Here is a 15,676-nt window from a genome sequence, read left to right as displayed (position 1 = left end):
TGCTGTTTTATCGCCACGCCCTTTGCAACTGCTCTTTTGTGCACGTCCACAAAAGAGCAGTTGCAAAGGTTGGGGTGTGCGGAGTCGTTGCTGATATATGGGATATCGATGGATCAGGAACGCTGGCCGAACATCGTCACGCCGACCGGGGGCAGCCCCACGGCCGTCGCCATCAGTTCGTAGAACGCGGTGCCGTGCTCGGCGAGCTCGCCGTCGAGCGCCGTCCACGATGCGCGCAGTTCCAGGTCATCAGTGCGAGCCGGACCGGCTATGTCGCCGAACCTCGCCGACGACGTCTGCGTCACGGTGCCGCCCAAAGCGGTGAACCGCGCACCGGACTGGTCGAGGGCCTCGGTGAGCCACGACCACCCGACCTCGGGCAGCAGCGGGTCGGAGGCCAGCTCGTGGTCCAGCTCGACGCGCACGTACGCCACGACGCGCAGGACGCCGCCCCACGCCTCGTCGCCGTCCGGGTCGTGCAGCAGCACGAGCCTTCCGGTCGACAGCTCATCCGAGGGACCCGTGACCTCAGCCGTCAGCGCGTACGCCCACGGGGCGAGCCGCTGCGGTGGGCGAACTTCGGTGAGTTCGATCTCGGGCCTGTGGCGAACCGACTTGAGCGTCCCCACCGCCCGGCGGAAGATTTCCGGCTCGGTCACGCAACTGACTGTATGCCTCGGAAACCGACCGAGTGACGGCGGCACGCCGGGACGTGGGACCATGAAAGAGATATGACTTCTTCAGTTCCCCTCCTCGTGGCCGCAAGTGGCGGCACCCCGTCGCACACCCCTGTCTGGTTCATGAGGCAGGCGGGACGGTCGTTGCCCGAGTACCGGGCTCTCCGCCAGGGCACCGCGATGCTCGACGCGTGCATGGACCCGGAGATGGTCTGCGAGATCACCATGCAGCCGGTCCGGCGGCACGGGGTCGACGGCGCGATCCTCTTCTCCGACATCGTGGTGCCCCTCAAGGCGGCCGGTGTCGACCTCGACATCGTCGCGGGCACCGGTCCCGTCGTCGCGAACCCGGTCCGCACGCTCGACGACGTGAAGGCGCTGCCCGCGCTGCACGCCGAGCAGGTGCAGCCGGTCGCCGACGCGATCGGGTTGCTGCTCAAGGAACTGCCGCGGGAAGTCGCCCTGATCGGGTTCGCGGGAGCACCGTTCACGCTCGCCTCGTACCTCGTCGAGGGCGGCCCGAGCAAGAACCACGAGCGCACCAAGGCGCTCATGCACGGCAACCCCGAGCTGTGGCACGCGCTGCTCGCGAAGATCGCCGACGTCACGGCGGCCTTCCTGCACGCGCAGCTCGACGCGGGTGTGCAGGCGGTCCAGCTGTTCGACTCGTGGGCGGGCGCGCTGTCCGAGCGCGACTACCGCGAGTTCGTCCTGCCGCACTCGAAGCGGGTGCTGGAGACGATCAGCACCGTTCCGAGGATCCACTTCGGCGTCGGCACGGGCGAGCTGCTGCCCGCCATGCGCGAGGCCGGCGCGGACGTCGTCGGCGTCGACTGGCGCCTGCCGCTCGACGTGGCGGTGCGGCGGCTGCGCGAGGCCGCCCCGGAGCTGCCGGAGCCGGTCGTGCAGGGCAACCTCGACCCGGCGCTGTTCTTCGCGGGCTTCGAGGCCGTCGAACGCGAGGTGCGCCGCATCCACGCCGAGGGCAAGGCCGCCCGCGGCCACATCTTCAACCTCGGCCACGGCGTCCTGCCCGACACGGACCCCGAGATCATCACCCGCACCGTCGAACTGATCCACAGCCTGTAATGCACGCCAGGGCACCGCACGTCGCCGTCGTCGGGGGAGGCATCTCCGGACTCGCTGCCGCGCACCGCCTGAGGATGCTGCTCGGCCCCGACGCCAGGATCACGGTGGTCGAGCAGTCCGACCGGCTGGGCGGCAAGCTGCGCACCACCGAGCTCGCCGGCGTGCGGTTCGACGTGGGCGCGGAGGCGTTCCTGCACCGCAAGCCCGAGGCGCAGGAGCTGATCGACGAGATCGGGCTGCACGACCAGGTGGTGCACCCGACGGGCGCGAAGGCGAGCGTTCACGCGGACGGGCGCACGCACCAGCTGCCGGCGCACACGTTCATGGGCGTCCCGGCGAGCGTCGAGAGCGTGCGGCACATGCTGTCGTCCGAGGGCGCGCTGCGGGTCGAGATGGAACCGACGCTGCCCCCGGTCTCGCTCGGCGGCGGGGACGTCGCCGTCGGCGCGCTCGTGAAGGACAGGTTCGGCCCCGAGGTCGCGGACCGCCTGGTCGGCCCGCTGCTCGGCGGTGTCTACGCGGGCCGCGCCGACGAGCTCGGCCTGCGCGCCACGATGCCGCAGATCGCGACGCTGCTCGACAAGGGCGTCGGGTCGCTGCTCGCGGCCGCCGCGATGACGATGCCCGCGCCACCGCAGCCCCGCGCGGCCCGCCCGCCGGTGTTCGCGTCGCTGGCGAACGGCGTCTCGTCGCTGGTCGACCGGCTCGCCGAGGTCGCGAAGCCCGAGGTGCGGCTGGGCCTGCCGGTGCGGGTGCTGTCGTGGCTCGGCGACGGCTGGCGCCTCGAGATCGGCTCGGCCGCGACTCCGGAGTACCTGGAGTGCGACGGCGTCGTGCTCGCGGTCCCCGCGCCGTCCGCGCGCAAGCTGCTGCACGAGATCGCCCCGCAGGTGTCCGCCGCGTACGGCAAGGTCGAGGTCGCCTCGATGGCCGTCGTCGCGCTCGCCCTGCCGCCGGGCACCGTGCTGCCGGACCGCTCCGGCGTGCTGATCGCGGAGGGGGAGCGGTACTCCGACCGCATCACCCCGTTCACCGCCAAGGCCTTCACGTTCTCCAGCCGCAAGTGGGCGCATTACGGCGAACCCGTGATCCTGCGCGGCTCCGTCGGGCGGCACGGCGAGACGGCGCTCCTGCAACGCAGCGACGCCGACCTCGTGAAGGCCGTCCGCAACGACCTCCACGAGCTGACCGGCGTCAAGGACGCGCCGATCGACTACGTGGTCCAGCGGTGGGGCGGCGGGCTGCCGCAGTACGGCGTCGGCCACGTCGACCTGGTCGACACCATCGAGCGCGGCATCGCCGACGTGCCGGGCCTCGCCGTCGCGGGAGCCGCGCTGCACGGCGTGGGCGTGCCGGCGTGCATCGCGACCGCCGACGCGGCCGCCGCCCGTGTCGCAGCACACCTGCTGGGCCGCGTTCGCCGCTGAGAGGACCGTGCCAAGATGGATGTATGGCGCGCTTGAACTACAACGAGCTCAACGACACCATCCGCTACACGATGTGGTCGGTGTTCCGGGTCGAACCCGGCAAGCTTCCGGACGACCGTTCGGCGGCGGCCAGCGAGACCCAGGACTACCTGGACGCGTTGGAGGGCAAGGGCGTCGTCGTCCGCGGTGTCTACGACGTGGCCGGTCTGCGCGCCGACGCGGACTACATGATCTGGTGGCACGCCGAGGAGATCGAGCAGGTCCAAGCCGCCTACACCGGCTTCCGCCGCACGCCGCTCGGCAAGGTCTCCACGCCGGTCTGGTCGCAGGTCGCCCTGCACCGCCCCGCGGAGTTCAACCGCAGCCACATCCCCGCGTTCCTCGCGGGTGAGGAGGCGCGCAAGTACGTGTGCGTCTACCCGTTCGTGCGGTCCTACGAGTGGTACCTGCTGCCGGAGGAGGACCGCCGCAAGATGCTGGCGGACCACGGCAAGGAGGCCCGCGACTTCCCGGACGTGCGCGCGAACACCGTCGCGTCGTTCGCCCTCGGCGACTACGAGTGGCTGCTGGCGTTCGAGGCGGACGAGCTGCACCGCATCGTCGACCTCATGCGCCACCTGCGCGGCACCGAGGCACGTCTGCACGTGCGCGAGGAGATCCCCTTCTACACGGGCACCCGCGTCCCGGCCGCCGAGCTGGTCCTGAACCTGCCGTGAGGGCGGTCCCGGCCGTCCGGAGCGGGCGGCCGGGATCCCTCCGGGTCGATCAGTTCGACTGCCAGAACTTCCAGCGAGCCTTGCGCTTCGCCGACAACTCGCCCGCGGCGCGGCACCATTCCGCGAACGATGCGGCGTCCTCGCGCGCGCGTGATCCCGCCCGACGCGGGTGTTCGACGGCGTAGGCGTCGAACAGCGGCCGGAACCGCTCGCCGAGCTCATCGGCGACCGCGGGGCCGAGCATCCGCACGATGCCGCGTCGTTTGGACAGCAACGCGCGCCGTTCGACGGCGAGGCGTTGTTCGTCGAACCCCGCTGGGGCCGGTCCATTCGCCAGCAATGCGTTCAGCAGCTCGGCCTGCCGGGCGGCGAGCCTTTCGCGGGCGGCGAGGACTTCGTTCTCGTTCATGTCTTCAGCCGCGGTGCTTGTCCACGACGGCGCGGATCGCGGCCAGTTCCGCCTCGATCTCCGCGTCGGACGGGTAGTTGTCGTCGCGTTCCAGCAGAACGCCAGGAGGACTGACCCGCGAGCACAGTTCGTCCAGCACTTCCAGGACTTCCGGCAGGACCGCGTGGGCGTGCGTGTCGTGGTAGATGTCGCCGTGCTGCTCGCCGCCGGCCACGTGCACGTAGGCCAGCCGTTCGAGCGGGATCTCGTCGAGGAACCGCTCCGGGTCCGTGCCGATGTTGCGGGCGTTGGCGTAGAGGTTCGCGACGTCGACGAGCAGCCAGCAGTCCGTGCGCTCCACGAGCTCGGCGAGGAACTGGCCCTCGGACAGCTCGCCGTCCGGCCACTCCAGCAGCGCGGCGACGTTCTCGAGCGCGAGCGGCACCGGCAGGTTCGCCTGGGCCAGCTTGACGTTCGCGACGAGCACGTCGAGCGCGTCCCTGGTGCGCGGCACCGGCATCAGGTGACCGGAGTCGAGCCCGCCCGCCCGCACGAAGCACACGTGGTCGCTGACCATCGGCGCCCCGACGGCCTCGGCGACGGCACCCAGGTGCTCGACCCGGTGCAGGTCGACCTCGTCGGCGCCGCCCAGCGACAGCGACACGGCGTGGGGGAGCACCGGGACCCCGCGCTCCAGCAGCAGCGCGACCGACTCCGGCAGGTGTCCGATGTGGAGGTTCTCGGCGACGACCTCGACGAAGTCCACGCCGGGCAGGCGTTCCACGGTCAGGTCGATCTCCGGGCGCCAGCCGATGCCGACACCCAGGTCCTCGATCCCCGCCATCAGTCGCCCCCTCCGCCGCCGCCACAACCGCCGCCACCGCAGCTGCTGCTGCCCGACGAACACCCACTGCTACCACAAGAACTGCTGCCGCACCCGCTCCCGCAGCTGCCGTACCCGGCTCCGTCGTTGTCGGTGCGCTTCCTGTTCTTGCGCGGGACCGTGTTGACGACGCTCTGCGGCAGCTCGAAGAGGTCGCCGACGTTCCGGCCGCCGACCCGGCCGCGGAAGCCGTGCAACGCGACCGTGAGCACCCGGTCGTCCCCGGTCACGCCCTCCAGCGCCGCCCTGCCCGCCCTGGTGACCGGACGAGCGCCGAACGACCACCAGGAGGCCCCGAACAGCGCCGCGGTTCCCACGAGCAGGGTCGGCTCGGTGAGGGCGGCCAGGCCGAGGAACGACCCGATCACCAGGAAGATCCACCACAGCCGCATCCGGGGACGGGGGTTGCGGATCAGCTTCCGCTCGCGCAGCCCCTGCTGCAGCACCCGCATCTCCAGGCTGTTCGCGGAGGCCTGCACCACCTGACCGAACTGCACGGGTTTGGTGAGCCGGCCGAGCATGCGCGTCTCGACCACCGTGACGCCACCGCCGCTCTGGTGCACGGGGGACACCCGGCCATCGCGCGCGACCCGCACCACCCCGGCGTCGAGCAGCCGGGCCAGCGCGGTCTCGGCCGCCCTGCCCGGTCCCGCCGTCAGGAAGCCGATCTCCTCGGGGGACAGGACCGTCGCCCGGGAGGTCGTCGGAGTCACCATCAGTTCTCCCTCAACTGCCGGAACCGCAACTGCTGCCGGAACCCACGACCACGATGACCGCCGTGGCCACCGCTTTCTCCTCAGTTGCTGGAACTGCCGCAACTGCTGCTGGAACTGGAGCTGCTGCAACTCGAACTCGAACTGCTGCTGCTCGAACAACTGCTGGAACCGCAACTGCTCGCGCTGGAGCAGTTCGACGAGCCGCCGCAGCCGTGGTGGCTCCAGTCGTAGGAGCCGCAACCGCTGCCGACGTGTGGAGTGGACGAACCGGAGGACTTGACCGCGCGCTGCTTGCCCCGCCGCAATCCGAACAACGCCACCGCTTCCGCACCGCTGCTCGTCGACCTGAACGCGTATCGCACCACGATCTTGCCATTCGCCGTGAGCCTGCCCTTGTCCCGCAACAGGAGCGCGGTCACCAGCACCATGCCCGTCAGCACGAGCACCAGGGGTTCGACCGCGAGCGCCACGAACAACGAGGCGAACGCCACCAGGAACAGCACGACCCGCAACGCGGTCTTGCCGCCGCGGGGCCTGCCCCACGAGGAGCGCACCACCCCGCGGGCGACGAGGCTCTGGTGCAGCGCGCCCATCTCGTGGCTCGTCATCGCCACCTGCACGACCTGCTGGACCGGCCGGGGCGTTCCGTGCAGTCCCGCCAGGACGTACGCCTCCAGCGGACTGGTGGCGCCGTAGGCGTTCTGGTGGACGGCGGTCACGAGTCCCTCGCGGGAGACGCGCACGAGACCGCCGTCCAGCAGCCGGGCGAGAACGGCCTCCGCCGCCCTGCCCGGTCCCCCCGCCAGGAACCCGATCTCCTCCGCGGTCCACATGGTCTGGTGCGGTGTCGAAGGCGTGGACATCAGCACTCCCCTCACTGGTGCCTGTGCTTCTTCGACGCGAGATCTACCCCTGGGTTCCTCGCGTTACCGGAATAGAACAAGGGAGGACGGCTCAGCTGCCCCCGCCGCAGCCACCACCGCACCCACCGCCCCCGCCGCAGCTGCTGCAGCTGCTGCCGCTCGAACACGAGGACGAGCTGGACGAACACCCGCCGTAGCCGGTGGTCGCCGACGTGGTGGAGGACGAGGCGAGCAGCGAGCTGCGCACCGCCAGGTCCGGGTACACGACGAGGCCGCCGAAGAGAACCGCTCCGGCCGCGCCCGCGTAGAGGGCCTCGTCCCCGCTCGCGGCCCTGGTGCGGGTGCCGCGGGCGGCCTCCAGCACCCTGGTGCCCCTGGCGGTGCGGATGTGCTTGCCGCGTCGCGTGAGGAGCACGATCAGCAGGACCGTCAGGACGAGCTGGACGGAGAGCCAGCCGATGTCCGCGCCGATCGCGATGCCGTTGACCCAGCGGGCGACACCGATCGCCAGCAGGACCCACAGCGCGGCACATCCCTTGTGCAGCGCGCTCTTCGCGATGGCCGGGTTCACGACCAGGCCCATGTCCTCGAGTCGCCGGCCGATCGCGGTGACCACGTCGTCCTGGGCGACGGCCGGGATCATCAGGTTGACCGTGCGGTTGGTGTAGCGCTGGCCGTCAGTCACCACCGCGCGGTCCACCGGGTTCAGCGACTGCGTGGTGGACGTCACCTGCACCGTGCCGCGCCGGGACGTGCGGAGCTCACCCGCGGTGAGCAGGCGCGCGAGGGACGTCTCGACCACGCGCCTCGGACCGCCCGCGAGGTAGGCGAGTTCGTCCATGTCCAGGGAGCGCACGGGCTGGTCGCCGTGACCTGCCCGCACGCGTACCCGGACGACGACCGCGACCAGCACCGCCAGTGCCAGCCCGATCCAGTACAACTGGAGGAACTCCGGTCCGGACAACCCCCAAGCCTTCATGCGACCCACCCCCTGAACTGCCCCGAATGTGCTTCGGTGCGTCCATGGTGTGGTCCGCGCCACAGCCGGACAAGGCTTGTTGACGAAGCCTTAGGGTTGCCCGTCACCGGTCGACGGCCGCGGTGCCGTCACTAGCTCGACGAACCGCCGTCGACCCCGCTGGAGCCTTCACCGTCGGTACCGAAGAAGTTCATGCTGCCTCCCAGGTCGGTCCGGTCCGGCGACCGGAGTCCTGCTCCAGTCTCCTATTCGGACGCAACGAGTTTCAAGGAAACGGAGTTGATGCAGTACCGCTGGTCCGTCGGGGTGGGGTAGCCCTCGCCCTCGAAGACGTGCCCGAGGTGGCTGTGGCAGGCCGCGCAGAGCACCTCCACGCGCTTCATGCCGAGAGCGCGGTCCTCGCGCAGGATGACCGAGTCACCGGCCAGCGGCGAGAAGAACGACGGCCAGCCGCAGTGCGAGTCGAACTTGGTGTCGCTGCGGAACAGTTCGGCCCCGCACGCACGGCACTCGTAGACGCCCTCGGTCTTGGTCTCGGTGTACTCGCCGGTCCACGGACGCTCGGTGCCGGCCTGGCGCAGCACCGCGAACTCGGCGGGGTTGAGCAGCGTGCGCCATTCCTCTTCGGATCGCACGACTTTGGGGGTGGCGCCGACAACAGGTTCCATGTCTCTTTATAACGCCGGCGGGCTCGTGAGGCTTCCCGGCGGGACGTTCCCCGTGCGAGGCCGTAAGACGCCGGTAAGAACTCGTTCTCGTCCGGGTCAGAAGATGATGGTGACGATGTCGCCCAGCGCGAACCAGATCGTGAGCAGGACGCCGAGCAGCATCAGGCCCACGACGATGACGGCGACCAGCCGCTGGTGCCCCGTCGTGCGGTTCGCCGAGTCGGCGAAGTCCCGCACACCGTCGAGGTAGCCCTCGACGGTGTAGCCGGGACGCTGCCGCTGCATGCGGTCCAGGTGGTCCGCGAACGCCTTTGTCTCGGGGTCTTGCGGGTCGAGGCCGATCAGTTCCTCCTGGAACTTCTCGTCCTCGTCCTTCGAATCACCCATAAGCCCCAGCTTAGTGGCTTGGTCAGCCCGCGAGCGCGAGCGACGGTTTGACCGCGCCCACAGCACGGCCGTGCCCGAGGACCGGGACGGTGGCGAGGTCCTCGACCGCGCTCACGTCCACCCCGAGGCGCTTGAGCACCGCGACGACGACGACGGCTCGGGCGCGCGACGAACCGTCCGCGATCTTCAGCGCCACGCCCTCGCCGGAGGGGAGGCCCACGGCGTAGACGCCCTCGGCGCCGTCCTTGGCGATGACGCCGGGCAGGGCGCCCATCAGGACCGTGACGTCACGGCCGGTGCCGCCGACCCACTGCGGGTGGGCGTTCATCGCGGCGGCGACGCGGTGCTCCAGGGTGCCGGGGGCGGCGCCGGCGAGCCGGCCGAACGCGCGGGCGAGGCCGGTGAGGCTGATGGCGAAGATCGGGGCGCCGCAGCCGTCCACGCCCACCTGGGCGACGGGCTCGCCGGCCACGTCCTCGATCGTGCGGCGGGTCGCGACCTGCAGCGGGTGCGCCGGGTCGAGGTAGTCCTCCGTCGACCAGCCGTTGACGACGCAGGTGGCGAGCATGGCGGCGTGCTTGCCCGAGCAGTTCATGTACTTCGGCGCGGCGGAAAGGCCCTGGGCGAGGTGCCGGGCGCGGGCCTGCTCGCCGAGAGGCAGGTCGGGCGTGCACTGGAGGGCTTCCTCGCCGAGGCCGGCCGAGGAGAGGATCTCCAGGGCGCCGGCCACGTGGAAGTCCTCTCCCGAGTGGGAGGCGCAGGCGAGCGCGAGCAGCGGGCCGTCGAGGTCGAGGCCGCTGCGCAGCATCGCGAGGGCCTGGAGCGGCTTGTTGGACGAGCGCGGGAAGGTGATGTCGTCCGGCCTGCCGACGGACAGGACCGGGGCGCCGGACGCGTCGGTGGCGACGACGGTGCCGTGGTGCACCGACTCGAGGAAGTCGCCCCGCCAGACCTCTGCCAGCACTTCGTGTCCCATGTCGCCCCTATCGCACCCCGGAACTGCCAACTGTCGACAGTTGACAGGGTCGCTAGCTTAGCGGGGGGACGGCCGGTGCCGTCCAGATCAGGAGACGAAGGTGACACCCCCGCTGCACCTCAGCCTGGCCGGGCAGGCCGTGGACGTCCTGCGCGAACAGGTGCTGACGGGCGAGATCGCGCCGGGCTCGCGGGTCAACGAGGTCGAGGTCGCGCAGAAGCTCGGCATCAGCCGCGGCCCGTTGCGCGAGGCGATCCGGCACCTCGCCTCCGAGGGGCTGCTGACGCTGGTGCCCCACCGCGGCGCGTTCGTGCCCGATGCCACGCCCGAGGACGTCAAGGCCCTGTTCGAGCTGCGCACCGCCCTGGAGTGCGCGGCGGCCGAGCTGGCGGCGTCCCGGCGGACCGACGTCGACCTGGTGCGGCTGCAGGAGGTCTGCGCGGAGAGCCGCCGCAACTACAAGGCGGGGCAGCCGTTCCCGTACCGGCTCGACCTCGCGTTCCACCAGTCGCTGCTCGACGCGGCCCGCAGCCCGCGCATCGCGGAGCAGGTGCGGCTCGTGCAACAACGCGTGGTGCTCCTGCGCAGTGCGCTGGAGGACGACCCCCCGCACCAGCACGCGTCGCTGGACGACCACGACGAGCTCGTCCGGGCCATCGCGGACGGCGACGCGGCCAAGGCGTCCGCGGTGATGCGCCGCCACCTCTCCCGCGTGTGTGCGCAGATGCTCACGAGCCTCAACCACTAATTTCGGGGCATGACGTTCGGCGACCGGCTCGTGCGGCACCGCAGGAACGCCGGGCTCAGCCAGGAGGAGCTCAGCGAGCGGTCCGGTGTCAGCGTCCGCGCGATCAGCGACGTGGAACGCGGCCGCGCCCGGTCGCCGCAGCGCCGCACGACCGAAGCCCTGCTCGACGCGCTGGACCTCGACGAACGCGACCGCGCCGAGCTGCGCCGCCTCGCGAGGACCGGCGGGGTCGTGCTGACGAGCCCCGTCCGGTCGGTGCCGATGTACGTCGCCGACCTCGTGGGCCGCGACGCCGAGCTCGACGCCATCGCGGGCAAGCCCCACGGCCTCGTGGTGGTCCACGGCGCGGCGGGAACCGGTAAGACGAGCCTCGCGGTGAGGGCCGCGCATCTGCTGGAGGGCCGGTTCCCGGACGGACAGCTGCTCGTCGACCTCGAAGGCTCTCAGCGACCGCTCCAGCGGCTGCTGAGAGACCTCGGTGTGCCCGCCGAGCATGTGCCCGAGGACGTCAACGGCCAGACGCGGCTCTACCGGTCGTTGGTCGCGGGTAAGCGCCTGCTGCTCGTGCTCGACGGTGCGCGCACGGAGGAGGAGGTTCGCACACTCGGGGCCGATCCGGGGTGCCTCACGATCGTCACGTCCCGCCACCGCCTCGCCGGTCTGGCGGGTGCCACGTGGATCCGGCTCGGCGGTCTCACGGAGCCTTTCGCCCTGGACCTGCTCGCGTCGATCGTCGGGGCGGACCGCGTCGAGACCGACCGCGAGGCCGCGCGGACGCTCGTCCGGCTGTGCGGGACGTCGCCGCTCGCCTTGCGGATCGCGGGCAACCGGCTCGCCAGCCGGCCGCGCTGGCCCCTGCGCCACCTCGTCGAGCAGATCGAGGAACGCCGCCTCGCCGCGCTCACGGCGGGCGACCTCGACGTGCGCGGCGCGTTCGAGGTGTCGCTCGCGCACCTGCCGGAGACGGCGCGCCTGGTGTTCCGGCGGCTCGGGCTGCTCGTCGGCACCCACGTGACCCCGGACCTCGCGGCGGAGCTGGCCGGCGTCACCGCCGCCGAGGCCGGGCAGGCCCTGGAGGAGCTGACCGACGTCAGCCTCCTCGACCCGGACGAGCACGGCTATGCGATGCACGGCCTCGTCCGGACGTTCGCCAACGGCCTGATCGACGCCACCGACGACGATGCGCACCGCAGGATGCTCTCCTGGCTGCTGGAGTCGACCGTGGCGGCGGGAGTCCTGTTCGGACAGACGGGCGACGCCCGGCGCGTCCGCCCGCGGGGCAGGACGTTCCCCGACGTGGTGGCGGCGCGGCGGTGGCTCGACGAGCACCGCGACCTGCTGCCCGAGATCGTCGACCGGGCGCAGGCCCGGGGATTGCACGACGACGTGGCCCGCGCGGTGATCGCCTTGTCGCACTACGCCGCCATCGAACCGGGCCTGCTCTGGGAACGCGTCTACCGCGCCGCTCTCGCGTCCGCGCGCGAGCCGTGGCAGGAGATCGTGGTCCTCGCCCAGCTGGGCTGGGTGCTGTTCGACGTGGCCGGCCGGTCGGGCCCGGCGCTGGAGGTGCTGACCCGTGCCGCGCGGCTCGCCGGGGAGTCGGGGGAGACCGGGCACCTCGGCTGGGTGTGGCTCGTCGCGTCGGCCGCCCACAGCGGACTCGGCCACTTCGACGAGGCGGAACGCGTGTGCCTGAAGGCGATCGCGTCGATGCGCGAGCCCGGGGACGAGCACTACGCGCGGTCGGTGCTCGGCGTGCTGTGGCGGTTGATGGACCGCCCGATCGCCGCCGTGACCGCGCACGAGGAAGTGGCGGAGGAGCAACGCGCCTACGCCCGCGGCATCTACGACCTCTCCGCCCTCGGCCGCACGCTCGGATGGCTCGGCCTCGCGTTGATAGACGCCGACAGGGCGGACGAGGCCGTTGTGGTGCTGACCGAGGCCGAGGACGTCTACCGGCGTGCGCACATGAGGTCGTGGCTCGCGCGCACGTTGCTGCATCGCGCCTTGGCCCACCGTGCTGCCGGGTGCCTGGACGCGTCGGACGACGACCTGGCCCGGGCGCTGGAGGGGTTCCGGGCGATCGGTGACGGGCTCGGTGAGATCGAGATCCTGCGCGCGCTCGCCGACAACGCCGCCTCACGAGGTGACGACGGCGCGGCGCAACGGCATCTGCGCGACTCTCTCGCCGTGTGCGAGCGGTGGGACACCGACGCCACGCACGAGATCGCCGCCGAGGTGCGGCAGCGCCTGTTCGCGGGGTGACGGCCTAGCGCAGGACGGTGCTCAGGAACGCGTCGGCGTCGAACCGCTCGGAGCCGGGCGGCACGAGCTCGTGGGTCGCGCCCAGGAACTTCCGCAGCGTGCCCGCCGGCACCCGGAACACCGTGACCTGCCGGTCCGAGATCAGCTCCAGCAGCAGCACGCGGCTCGTGACGGGACGCAGCCGCACGTCGCCTTCGCCCGCCGCCGCGGCCATGCCCTCGGAGACCAGGTCCCTGCCCACGACCCAGGTGGCCACCGAGCCGCCCGCGCGGAACCTCATGGTCACCGCGAACGGGTCGTCCGCCTGGTAGACCAGCTCGGTCTCGACCGGGGCGGTGGTGCCGTCCGGCCGGACGAAGTCGAAGACGGTGCGTGATGCGACCCGCATGGGGGACTCCCGAGTGTTCGCGTGCCTACCTAGAGGTACACGTGACAGGAGCCGGAACGGTTCACGGTCATCACCGACCGATTGGTCGAGGGGATTCGGCGTTCATGCCCTGAAGAGCGGTCGCCGGTGCTGTGCGAAGGGGCAGAACCGGCGAACTTCTGCCGGTGCTTCTGCATGGTCCAGCGGGGGCGCGGGCGATTTGCTGGACGGCATGGTCGCCCCACTTCGTCCCGGCCTCGTCGACGCCGCCGTGCGCCGGGCGGGCGGCCTGCTCGTGGGACGTGAGCGGGAGATCGCCGTCCTGACGGACGCGATCAGCGGTGGTGTGCGGTCGTGCGTCGTGCATGGCGCGACTGGTATGGGCAAGAGCGCGTTGTTGTCGGTCGCGTCGTCGATCGCGGTGCGCAGCGGGCTGCGGCCGGTGCGCGGGCTGAGGGCGCTGGCCGGGGTCGACAGCCACACGGTGCTCGTCGTGGACGACGTCGAGCGGCTGTCCGGGGAGGAGACCGAGCGGCTGGCGCGGTTCCGGGGCGTGGTGCTGGTGGCGGGGGACTGCGATCCGGACACCCTGCCGGTCGTGGACGCCGTGCGGGTGCCCGTGGGGCCGGTCGGGGCGGCGGCGGTGGCCGAGATGCTCCGGCGCCGGTGCGACGCCGAGGTCTCGCCGGAGCTGGCAGAGCTGTGCCTCGAGTTCAGCGGCGGGGCGCCCGGTGTGCTCAGCGACGTGCTGGACGTCGTCGCGGACGTGTCGGTGTCCTCGTTGCGCGCTCTGCTGCCCGGGCTGAGGCTGCCGCGCCTGCTGCGGGCGGTGCGGCGGAGCTGGGAGGCGCTGGACGCCGACGCGGTGGCGGTCGCGCGGGCGCTCTCGGTGCTGGGGACGGCGTCGCTGGACGTGCTGGGCGAGGTGGCCGGGACGGGGTCGTTCCGGACGCTGGCCGCGTTCGAACGGCTCGTCGACGCCCGCCTCGCCCGCGGTGAGCCGATGCGGGTCCGGTCGCCGGCGCTGCGCCACGCGATCCGGCACGAGATGGCGCCCGAACCGCGCGAGCGCCTGCATCGCGCCGCGGCGGAGGTGATGCACCGGCGCAGCGACCCACCGGCCGCTGTCGCCGAGCACGTCGTGGCGTGCGCGGAACCCCTGGGAGCGCGGTGGGTGGCTCCGCTGCTGCTCGGCGCGGCGCGGCTGCACCGGGCGGCCGGAAGGCCGGAGCACGCGGTCCGGTGCCTGCGCGCCGCGCTGCGGGAGCCGCTGGACGCCGGGGTCGCGGCGGAGGTGGCGGTGGCCGCGGCGGAGCTGCACCTGCGCTGCGGGATCGCGCCCGGGGCCGGCGAGCTCGCCCGGCAGCGGCCCGTCGCCCGCGCGTGGGTCGACGCGGTGGTCCTCGACTGGCAGTGCGACGAGGACGTGCTGAGCCTCGGCGAGACGCCGGTCGTCCCGGCTGATCCGGAACGGGTGCTGCGCTCGCTTCCCCCGAGCGGGCCGGTGGTGCCGTCGCTCGCGCTCGCCGGGCTCGCGTTGCTGCGGACCGGGTCCGAGCACGTGCTGCTGGAGCTGGCGCCGCTGGTGCGGCCGAAGCTCGTGGGGGCGGAGCACGACTGGCTGACCGCGTGGGAGATGTGGGCGCACCGGGCTCGCGGGGACCACGCGGAGGTGTCGCGGCTCATGCGTGAGCTGGCCCGGGCGTCACCGTTGCGCGGCTGCGTGGCGCTGGGAGCGGCGGCGTTCGTGGCGTCCTGTGTGGACGTTCGAAGGCCGGGTGAGGCTCGGGAGATGCTGGTGCACTTGGGTTACACCGGCACGTTGCCGCCTGCGTGGGCGTGCGACCTCCTGCTGCACCAGCGCGCCCGCATGCATCTCGCGCTGGGTTCGCCGCGTGCCGCCGTGGCCGACGCCGAACGAGCCGGCGCCACCGAGGTGGTGCAGCAGGCGAGGGCTGCACTGTCCCGTCCGGCACTGTCCCGTCCGGCACTGTCCCGTCCGGCGCGGCCGGTGCGTTCGGCGGCGTGGGACGAGCTGACGCCGCACGAGTCGCGAATCGTCCTGCTGGCGCTGCAGGGGCGGACGAACCGGGAGATCGCCGAGCGGTTCGGCGTGACGCGGCGGGCGGTCGAGCTGCACCTGACCCGCGTCTACCGCAAGGCCGGGATCGGCAGGCGGGTGCAGCTCTCGTCCGTTTTCGGTGCCGGCTAGTGGCGCGTCACGCAACGTTGGCCGGGTAATGGGTCCAGGTGCGGATGGGTGAGTCGGTGGCGAAGCCGGTCTTGGGCTTGGCGCGGGCGTTGCGCCAGCGGATGTAGGCGGCGATCGCGGTGTTCTGTTCGGTGTGGCTGCGATGGTCGGTGCCGTTGAGGGCGAAGTAGCGCAGTGCGGCGAACTCGGCCTCGATCCAGTTCAGCCAGGATCCGTAGGTCGGCAGGAACACCAGCTCGATCTGGTTGCCGGCGGCCCACTTGCGGATGTCGGGGTGGCGGTGCGGGGAGAAGTTGTCCATGACCAGGTACAACT

At 71.9% G+C, this 15,676-nt stretch carries 17 protein-coding genes; 6 read left to right on the top strand and 11 right to left on the bottom strand.

Annotated features, from left to right (window positions below):
* Positions 1-113 precede the first annotated feature (113 nt).
* Positions 114-659: a DUF3000 domain-containing protein gene (locus BLQ91_RS37560; protein ID WP_245734244.1), complete on the bottom strand. Its 546-nt coding sequence runs from the start codon at positions 657-659 to the stop codon at positions 114-116.
* Between the two features lie 72 nt (positions 660-731).
* Between BLQ91_RS37560 and hemE the strand changes: the two genes are divergently transcribed.
* Genes hemE through hemQ form a run of 3 tightly spaced genes read left to right on the top strand, consistent with a single transcriptional unit; the run spans position 732 to position 3,909 of the window.
* The gene (hemE, locus tag BLQ91_RS37555) at positions 732-1,766 is read left to right on the top strand and encodes a uroporphyrinogen decarboxylase (protein ID WP_090105010.1); all 1,035 of its coding nucleotides are present in this window, start codon (positions 732-734) and stop codon (positions 1,764-1,766) included.
* Positions 1,766-3,193 carry a protoporphyrinogen oxidase gene (hemG, locus tag BLQ91_RS37550; RefSeq protein WP_090105008.1) on the top strand — a complete coding sequence of 476 codons (1,428 nt, stop codon included), beginning with the start codon at positions 1,766-1,768 and terminating at the stop codon, positions 3,191-3,193. The genes hemE and hemG overlap by 1 nt, the downstream gene beginning before the upstream one ends.
* Positions 3,194-3,216: 23 nt before the next feature.
* Positions 3,217-3,909 (top strand): hydrogen peroxide-dependent heme synthase, encoded by a 693-nt coding sequence (gene hemQ, locus BLQ91_RS37545; protein ID WP_090105006.1) that lies wholly within the window; start codon positions 3,217-3,219, stop codon positions 3,907-3,909.
* Positions 3,910-3,958: 49 nt separating this feature from the next.
* Here the strand turns inward: hemQ and BLQ91_RS37540 are convergent, their stop codons facing one another.
* From BLQ91_RS37540 to BLQ91_RS37505, 8 genes are all read right to left on the bottom strand, one after another.
* Positions 3,959-4,318, bottom strand: coding sequence for an SCO6045 C-terminal-like domain-containing protein (locus tag BLQ91_RS37540; protein WP_090105003.1), 360 nt, complete (start codon positions 4,316-4,318; stop codon positions 3,959-3,961).
* Between the two features lie 4 nt (positions 4,319-4,322).
* A complete protein-coding gene (locus BLQ91_RS37535; protein WP_090105000.1) occupies positions 4,323-5,141 on the bottom strand; it encodes an MbnB/TglH/ChrH family RiPP precursor modification enzyme in 819 nt (272 codons plus the stop codon).
* Positions 5,141-5,998 carry a TIGR04222 domain-containing membrane protein gene (locus BLQ91_RS41905; protein WP_281199888.1) on the bottom strand — a complete coding sequence of 286 codons (858 nt, stop codon included), beginning with the start codon at positions 5,996-5,998 and terminating at the stop codon, positions 5,141-5,143. The genes BLQ91_RS37535 and BLQ91_RS41905 overlap by 1 nt, the downstream gene beginning before the upstream one ends.
* Positions 5,977-6,759, bottom strand: a complete 783-nt coding sequence (locus BLQ91_RS37525; protein WP_143023020.1) for a TIGR04222 domain-containing membrane protein — start codon at positions 6,757-6,759, stop codon at positions 5,977-5,979. The genes BLQ91_RS41905 and BLQ91_RS37525 overlap by 22 nt, the downstream gene beginning before the upstream one ends.
* Positions 6,760-6,850: 91 nt before the next feature.
* Positions 6,851-7,738, bottom strand: coding sequence for a TIGR04222 domain-containing membrane protein (locus BLQ91_RS37520; RefSeq protein WP_090104994.1), 888 nt, complete (start codon positions 7,736-7,738; stop codon positions 6,851-6,853).
* Between the two features lie 245 nt (positions 7,739-7,983).
* Entirely contained in the window at positions 7,984-8,406 is a 423-nt protein-coding gene (gene msrB, locus BLQ91_RS37515) for a peptide-methionine (R)-S-oxide reductase MsrB (RefSeq protein ID WP_090104992.1), read from the bottom strand.
* A gap of 96 nt (positions 8,407-8,502) precedes the next feature.
* Positions 8,503-8,793, bottom strand: a complete 291-nt coding sequence (locus BLQ91_RS37510) for a hypothetical protein (RefSeq protein ID WP_090104990.1) — start codon at positions 8,791-8,793, stop codon at positions 8,503-8,505.
* Between the two features lie 22 nt (positions 8,794-8,815).
* Positions 8,816-9,769, bottom strand: a complete 954-nt coding sequence (locus BLQ91_RS37505; protein WP_090104988.1) for an asparaginase — start codon at positions 9,767-9,769, stop codon at positions 8,816-8,818.
* Positions 9,770-9,869: 100 nt separating this feature from the next.
* Between BLQ91_RS37505 and BLQ91_RS37500 the strand changes: the two genes are divergently transcribed.
* On the top strand, positions 9,870-10,517 hold the full coding sequence (locus BLQ91_RS37500) for a GntR family transcriptional regulator (protein WP_090104986.1): 648 nt from the start codon (positions 9,870-9,872) through the stop codon (positions 10,515-10,517).
* A gap of 9 nt (positions 10,518-10,526) precedes the next feature.
* Positions 10,527-12,782 carry an ATP-binding protein gene (locus tag BLQ91_RS37495; protein ID WP_090104984.1) on the top strand — a complete coding sequence of 752 codons (2,256 nt, stop codon included), beginning with the start codon at positions 10,527-10,529 and terminating at the stop codon, positions 12,780-12,782.
* A 4-nt stretch (positions 12,783-12,786) separates the two neighbouring features.
* On the opposite strand, the gene BLQ91_RS37490 is transcribed toward BLQ91_RS37495, so the two are convergent.
* On the bottom strand, positions 12,787-13,170 hold the full coding sequence (locus BLQ91_RS37490; protein WP_090104982.1) for an SsgA family sporulation/cell division regulator: 384 nt from the start codon (positions 13,168-13,170) through the stop codon (positions 12,787-12,789).
* Positions 13,171-13,381: 211 nt separating this feature from the next.
* Here BLQ91_RS37490 and BLQ91_RS43200 point away from each other — a divergent pair, with 211 nt between their 5' ends.
* Positions 13,382-15,361, top strand: coding sequence for a helix-turn-helix transcriptional regulator (locus tag BLQ91_RS43200; protein WP_245734242.1), 1,980 nt, complete (start codon positions 13,382-13,384; stop codon positions 15,359-15,361).
* A gap of 7 nt (positions 15,362-15,368) precedes the next feature.
* Here the strand turns inward: BLQ91_RS43200 and BLQ91_RS37480 are convergent.
* A partial coding sequence (locus BLQ91_RS37480) for a transposase (RefSeq protein WP_176960169.1) occupies positions 15,369-15,676 on the bottom strand: 308 nt, incomplete at its 5' end.

The sequence above is a fragment of the Lentzea jiangxiensis genome, from assembly GCF_900104175.1.
GTDB lineage: Bacteria > Actinomycetota > Actinomycetes > Mycobacteriales > Pseudonocardiaceae > Lentzea > Lentzea jiangxiensis.
Note: the sequence above shows the minus strand (reverse complement) of the source record. Positions and strands in the feature narration are given on the sequence as shown.

Excerpts from the sequence above, each read along its gene's own strand:
- hemG (WP_090105008.1), top strand. The coding sequence starts at position 1,766 with ATGCACGCCAGGGCACCGCACGTCGCCGTCGTCGGGGGAGGCATCTCC.
- BLQ91_RS37525 (WP_143023020.1), bottom strand. The coding sequence starts at position 6,759 with ATGTCCACGCCTTCGACACCGCACCAGACCATGTGGACCGCGGAGGAG.
- hemE (WP_090105010.1), top strand. The coding sequence starts at position 732 with ATGACTTCTTCAGTTCCCCTCCTCGTGGCCGCAAGTGGCGGCACCCCG.
- hemQ (WP_090105006.1), top strand. The coding sequence starts at position 3,217 with ATGGCGCGCTTGAACTACAACGAGCTCAACGACACCATCCGCTACACG.
- BLQ91_RS37505 (WP_090104988.1), bottom strand. The coding sequence starts at position 9,769 with ATGGGACACGAAGTGCTGGCAGAGGTCTGGCGGGGCGACTTCCTCGAG.
- BLQ91_RS37510 (WP_090104990.1), bottom strand. The coding sequence starts at position 8,793 with ATGGGTGATTCGAAGGACGAGGACGAGAAGTTCCAGGAGGAACTGATC.
- BLQ91_RS37520 (WP_090104994.1), bottom strand. The coding sequence starts at position 7,738 with ATGAAGGCTTGGGGGTTGTCCGGACCGGAGTTCCTCCAGTTGTACTGG.
- BLQ91_RS37535 (WP_090105000.1), bottom strand. The coding sequence starts at position 5,141 with ATGGCGGGGATCGAGGACCTGGGTGTCGGCATCGGCTGGCGCCCGGAG.
- BLQ91_RS37540 (WP_090105003.1), bottom strand. The coding sequence starts at position 4,318 with ATGAACGAGAACGAAGTCCTCGCCGCCCGCGAAAGGCTCGCCGCCCGG.
- msrB (WP_090104992.1), bottom strand. The coding sequence starts at position 8,406 with ATGGAACCTGTTGTCGGCGCCACCCCCAAAGTCGTGCGATCCGAAGAG.
- BLQ91_RS37490 (WP_090104982.1), bottom strand. The coding sequence starts at position 13,170 with ATGCGGGTCGCATCACGCACCGTCTTCGACTTCGTCCGGCCGGACGGC.
- BLQ91_RS37495 (WP_090104984.1), top strand. The coding sequence starts at position 10,527 with ATGACGTTCGGCGACCGGCTCGTGCGGCACCGCAGGAACGCCGGGCTC.
- BLQ91_RS43200 (WP_245734242.1), top strand. The coding sequence starts at position 13,382 with ATGGTCGCCCCACTTCGTCCCGGCCTCGTCGACGCCGCCGTGCGCCGG.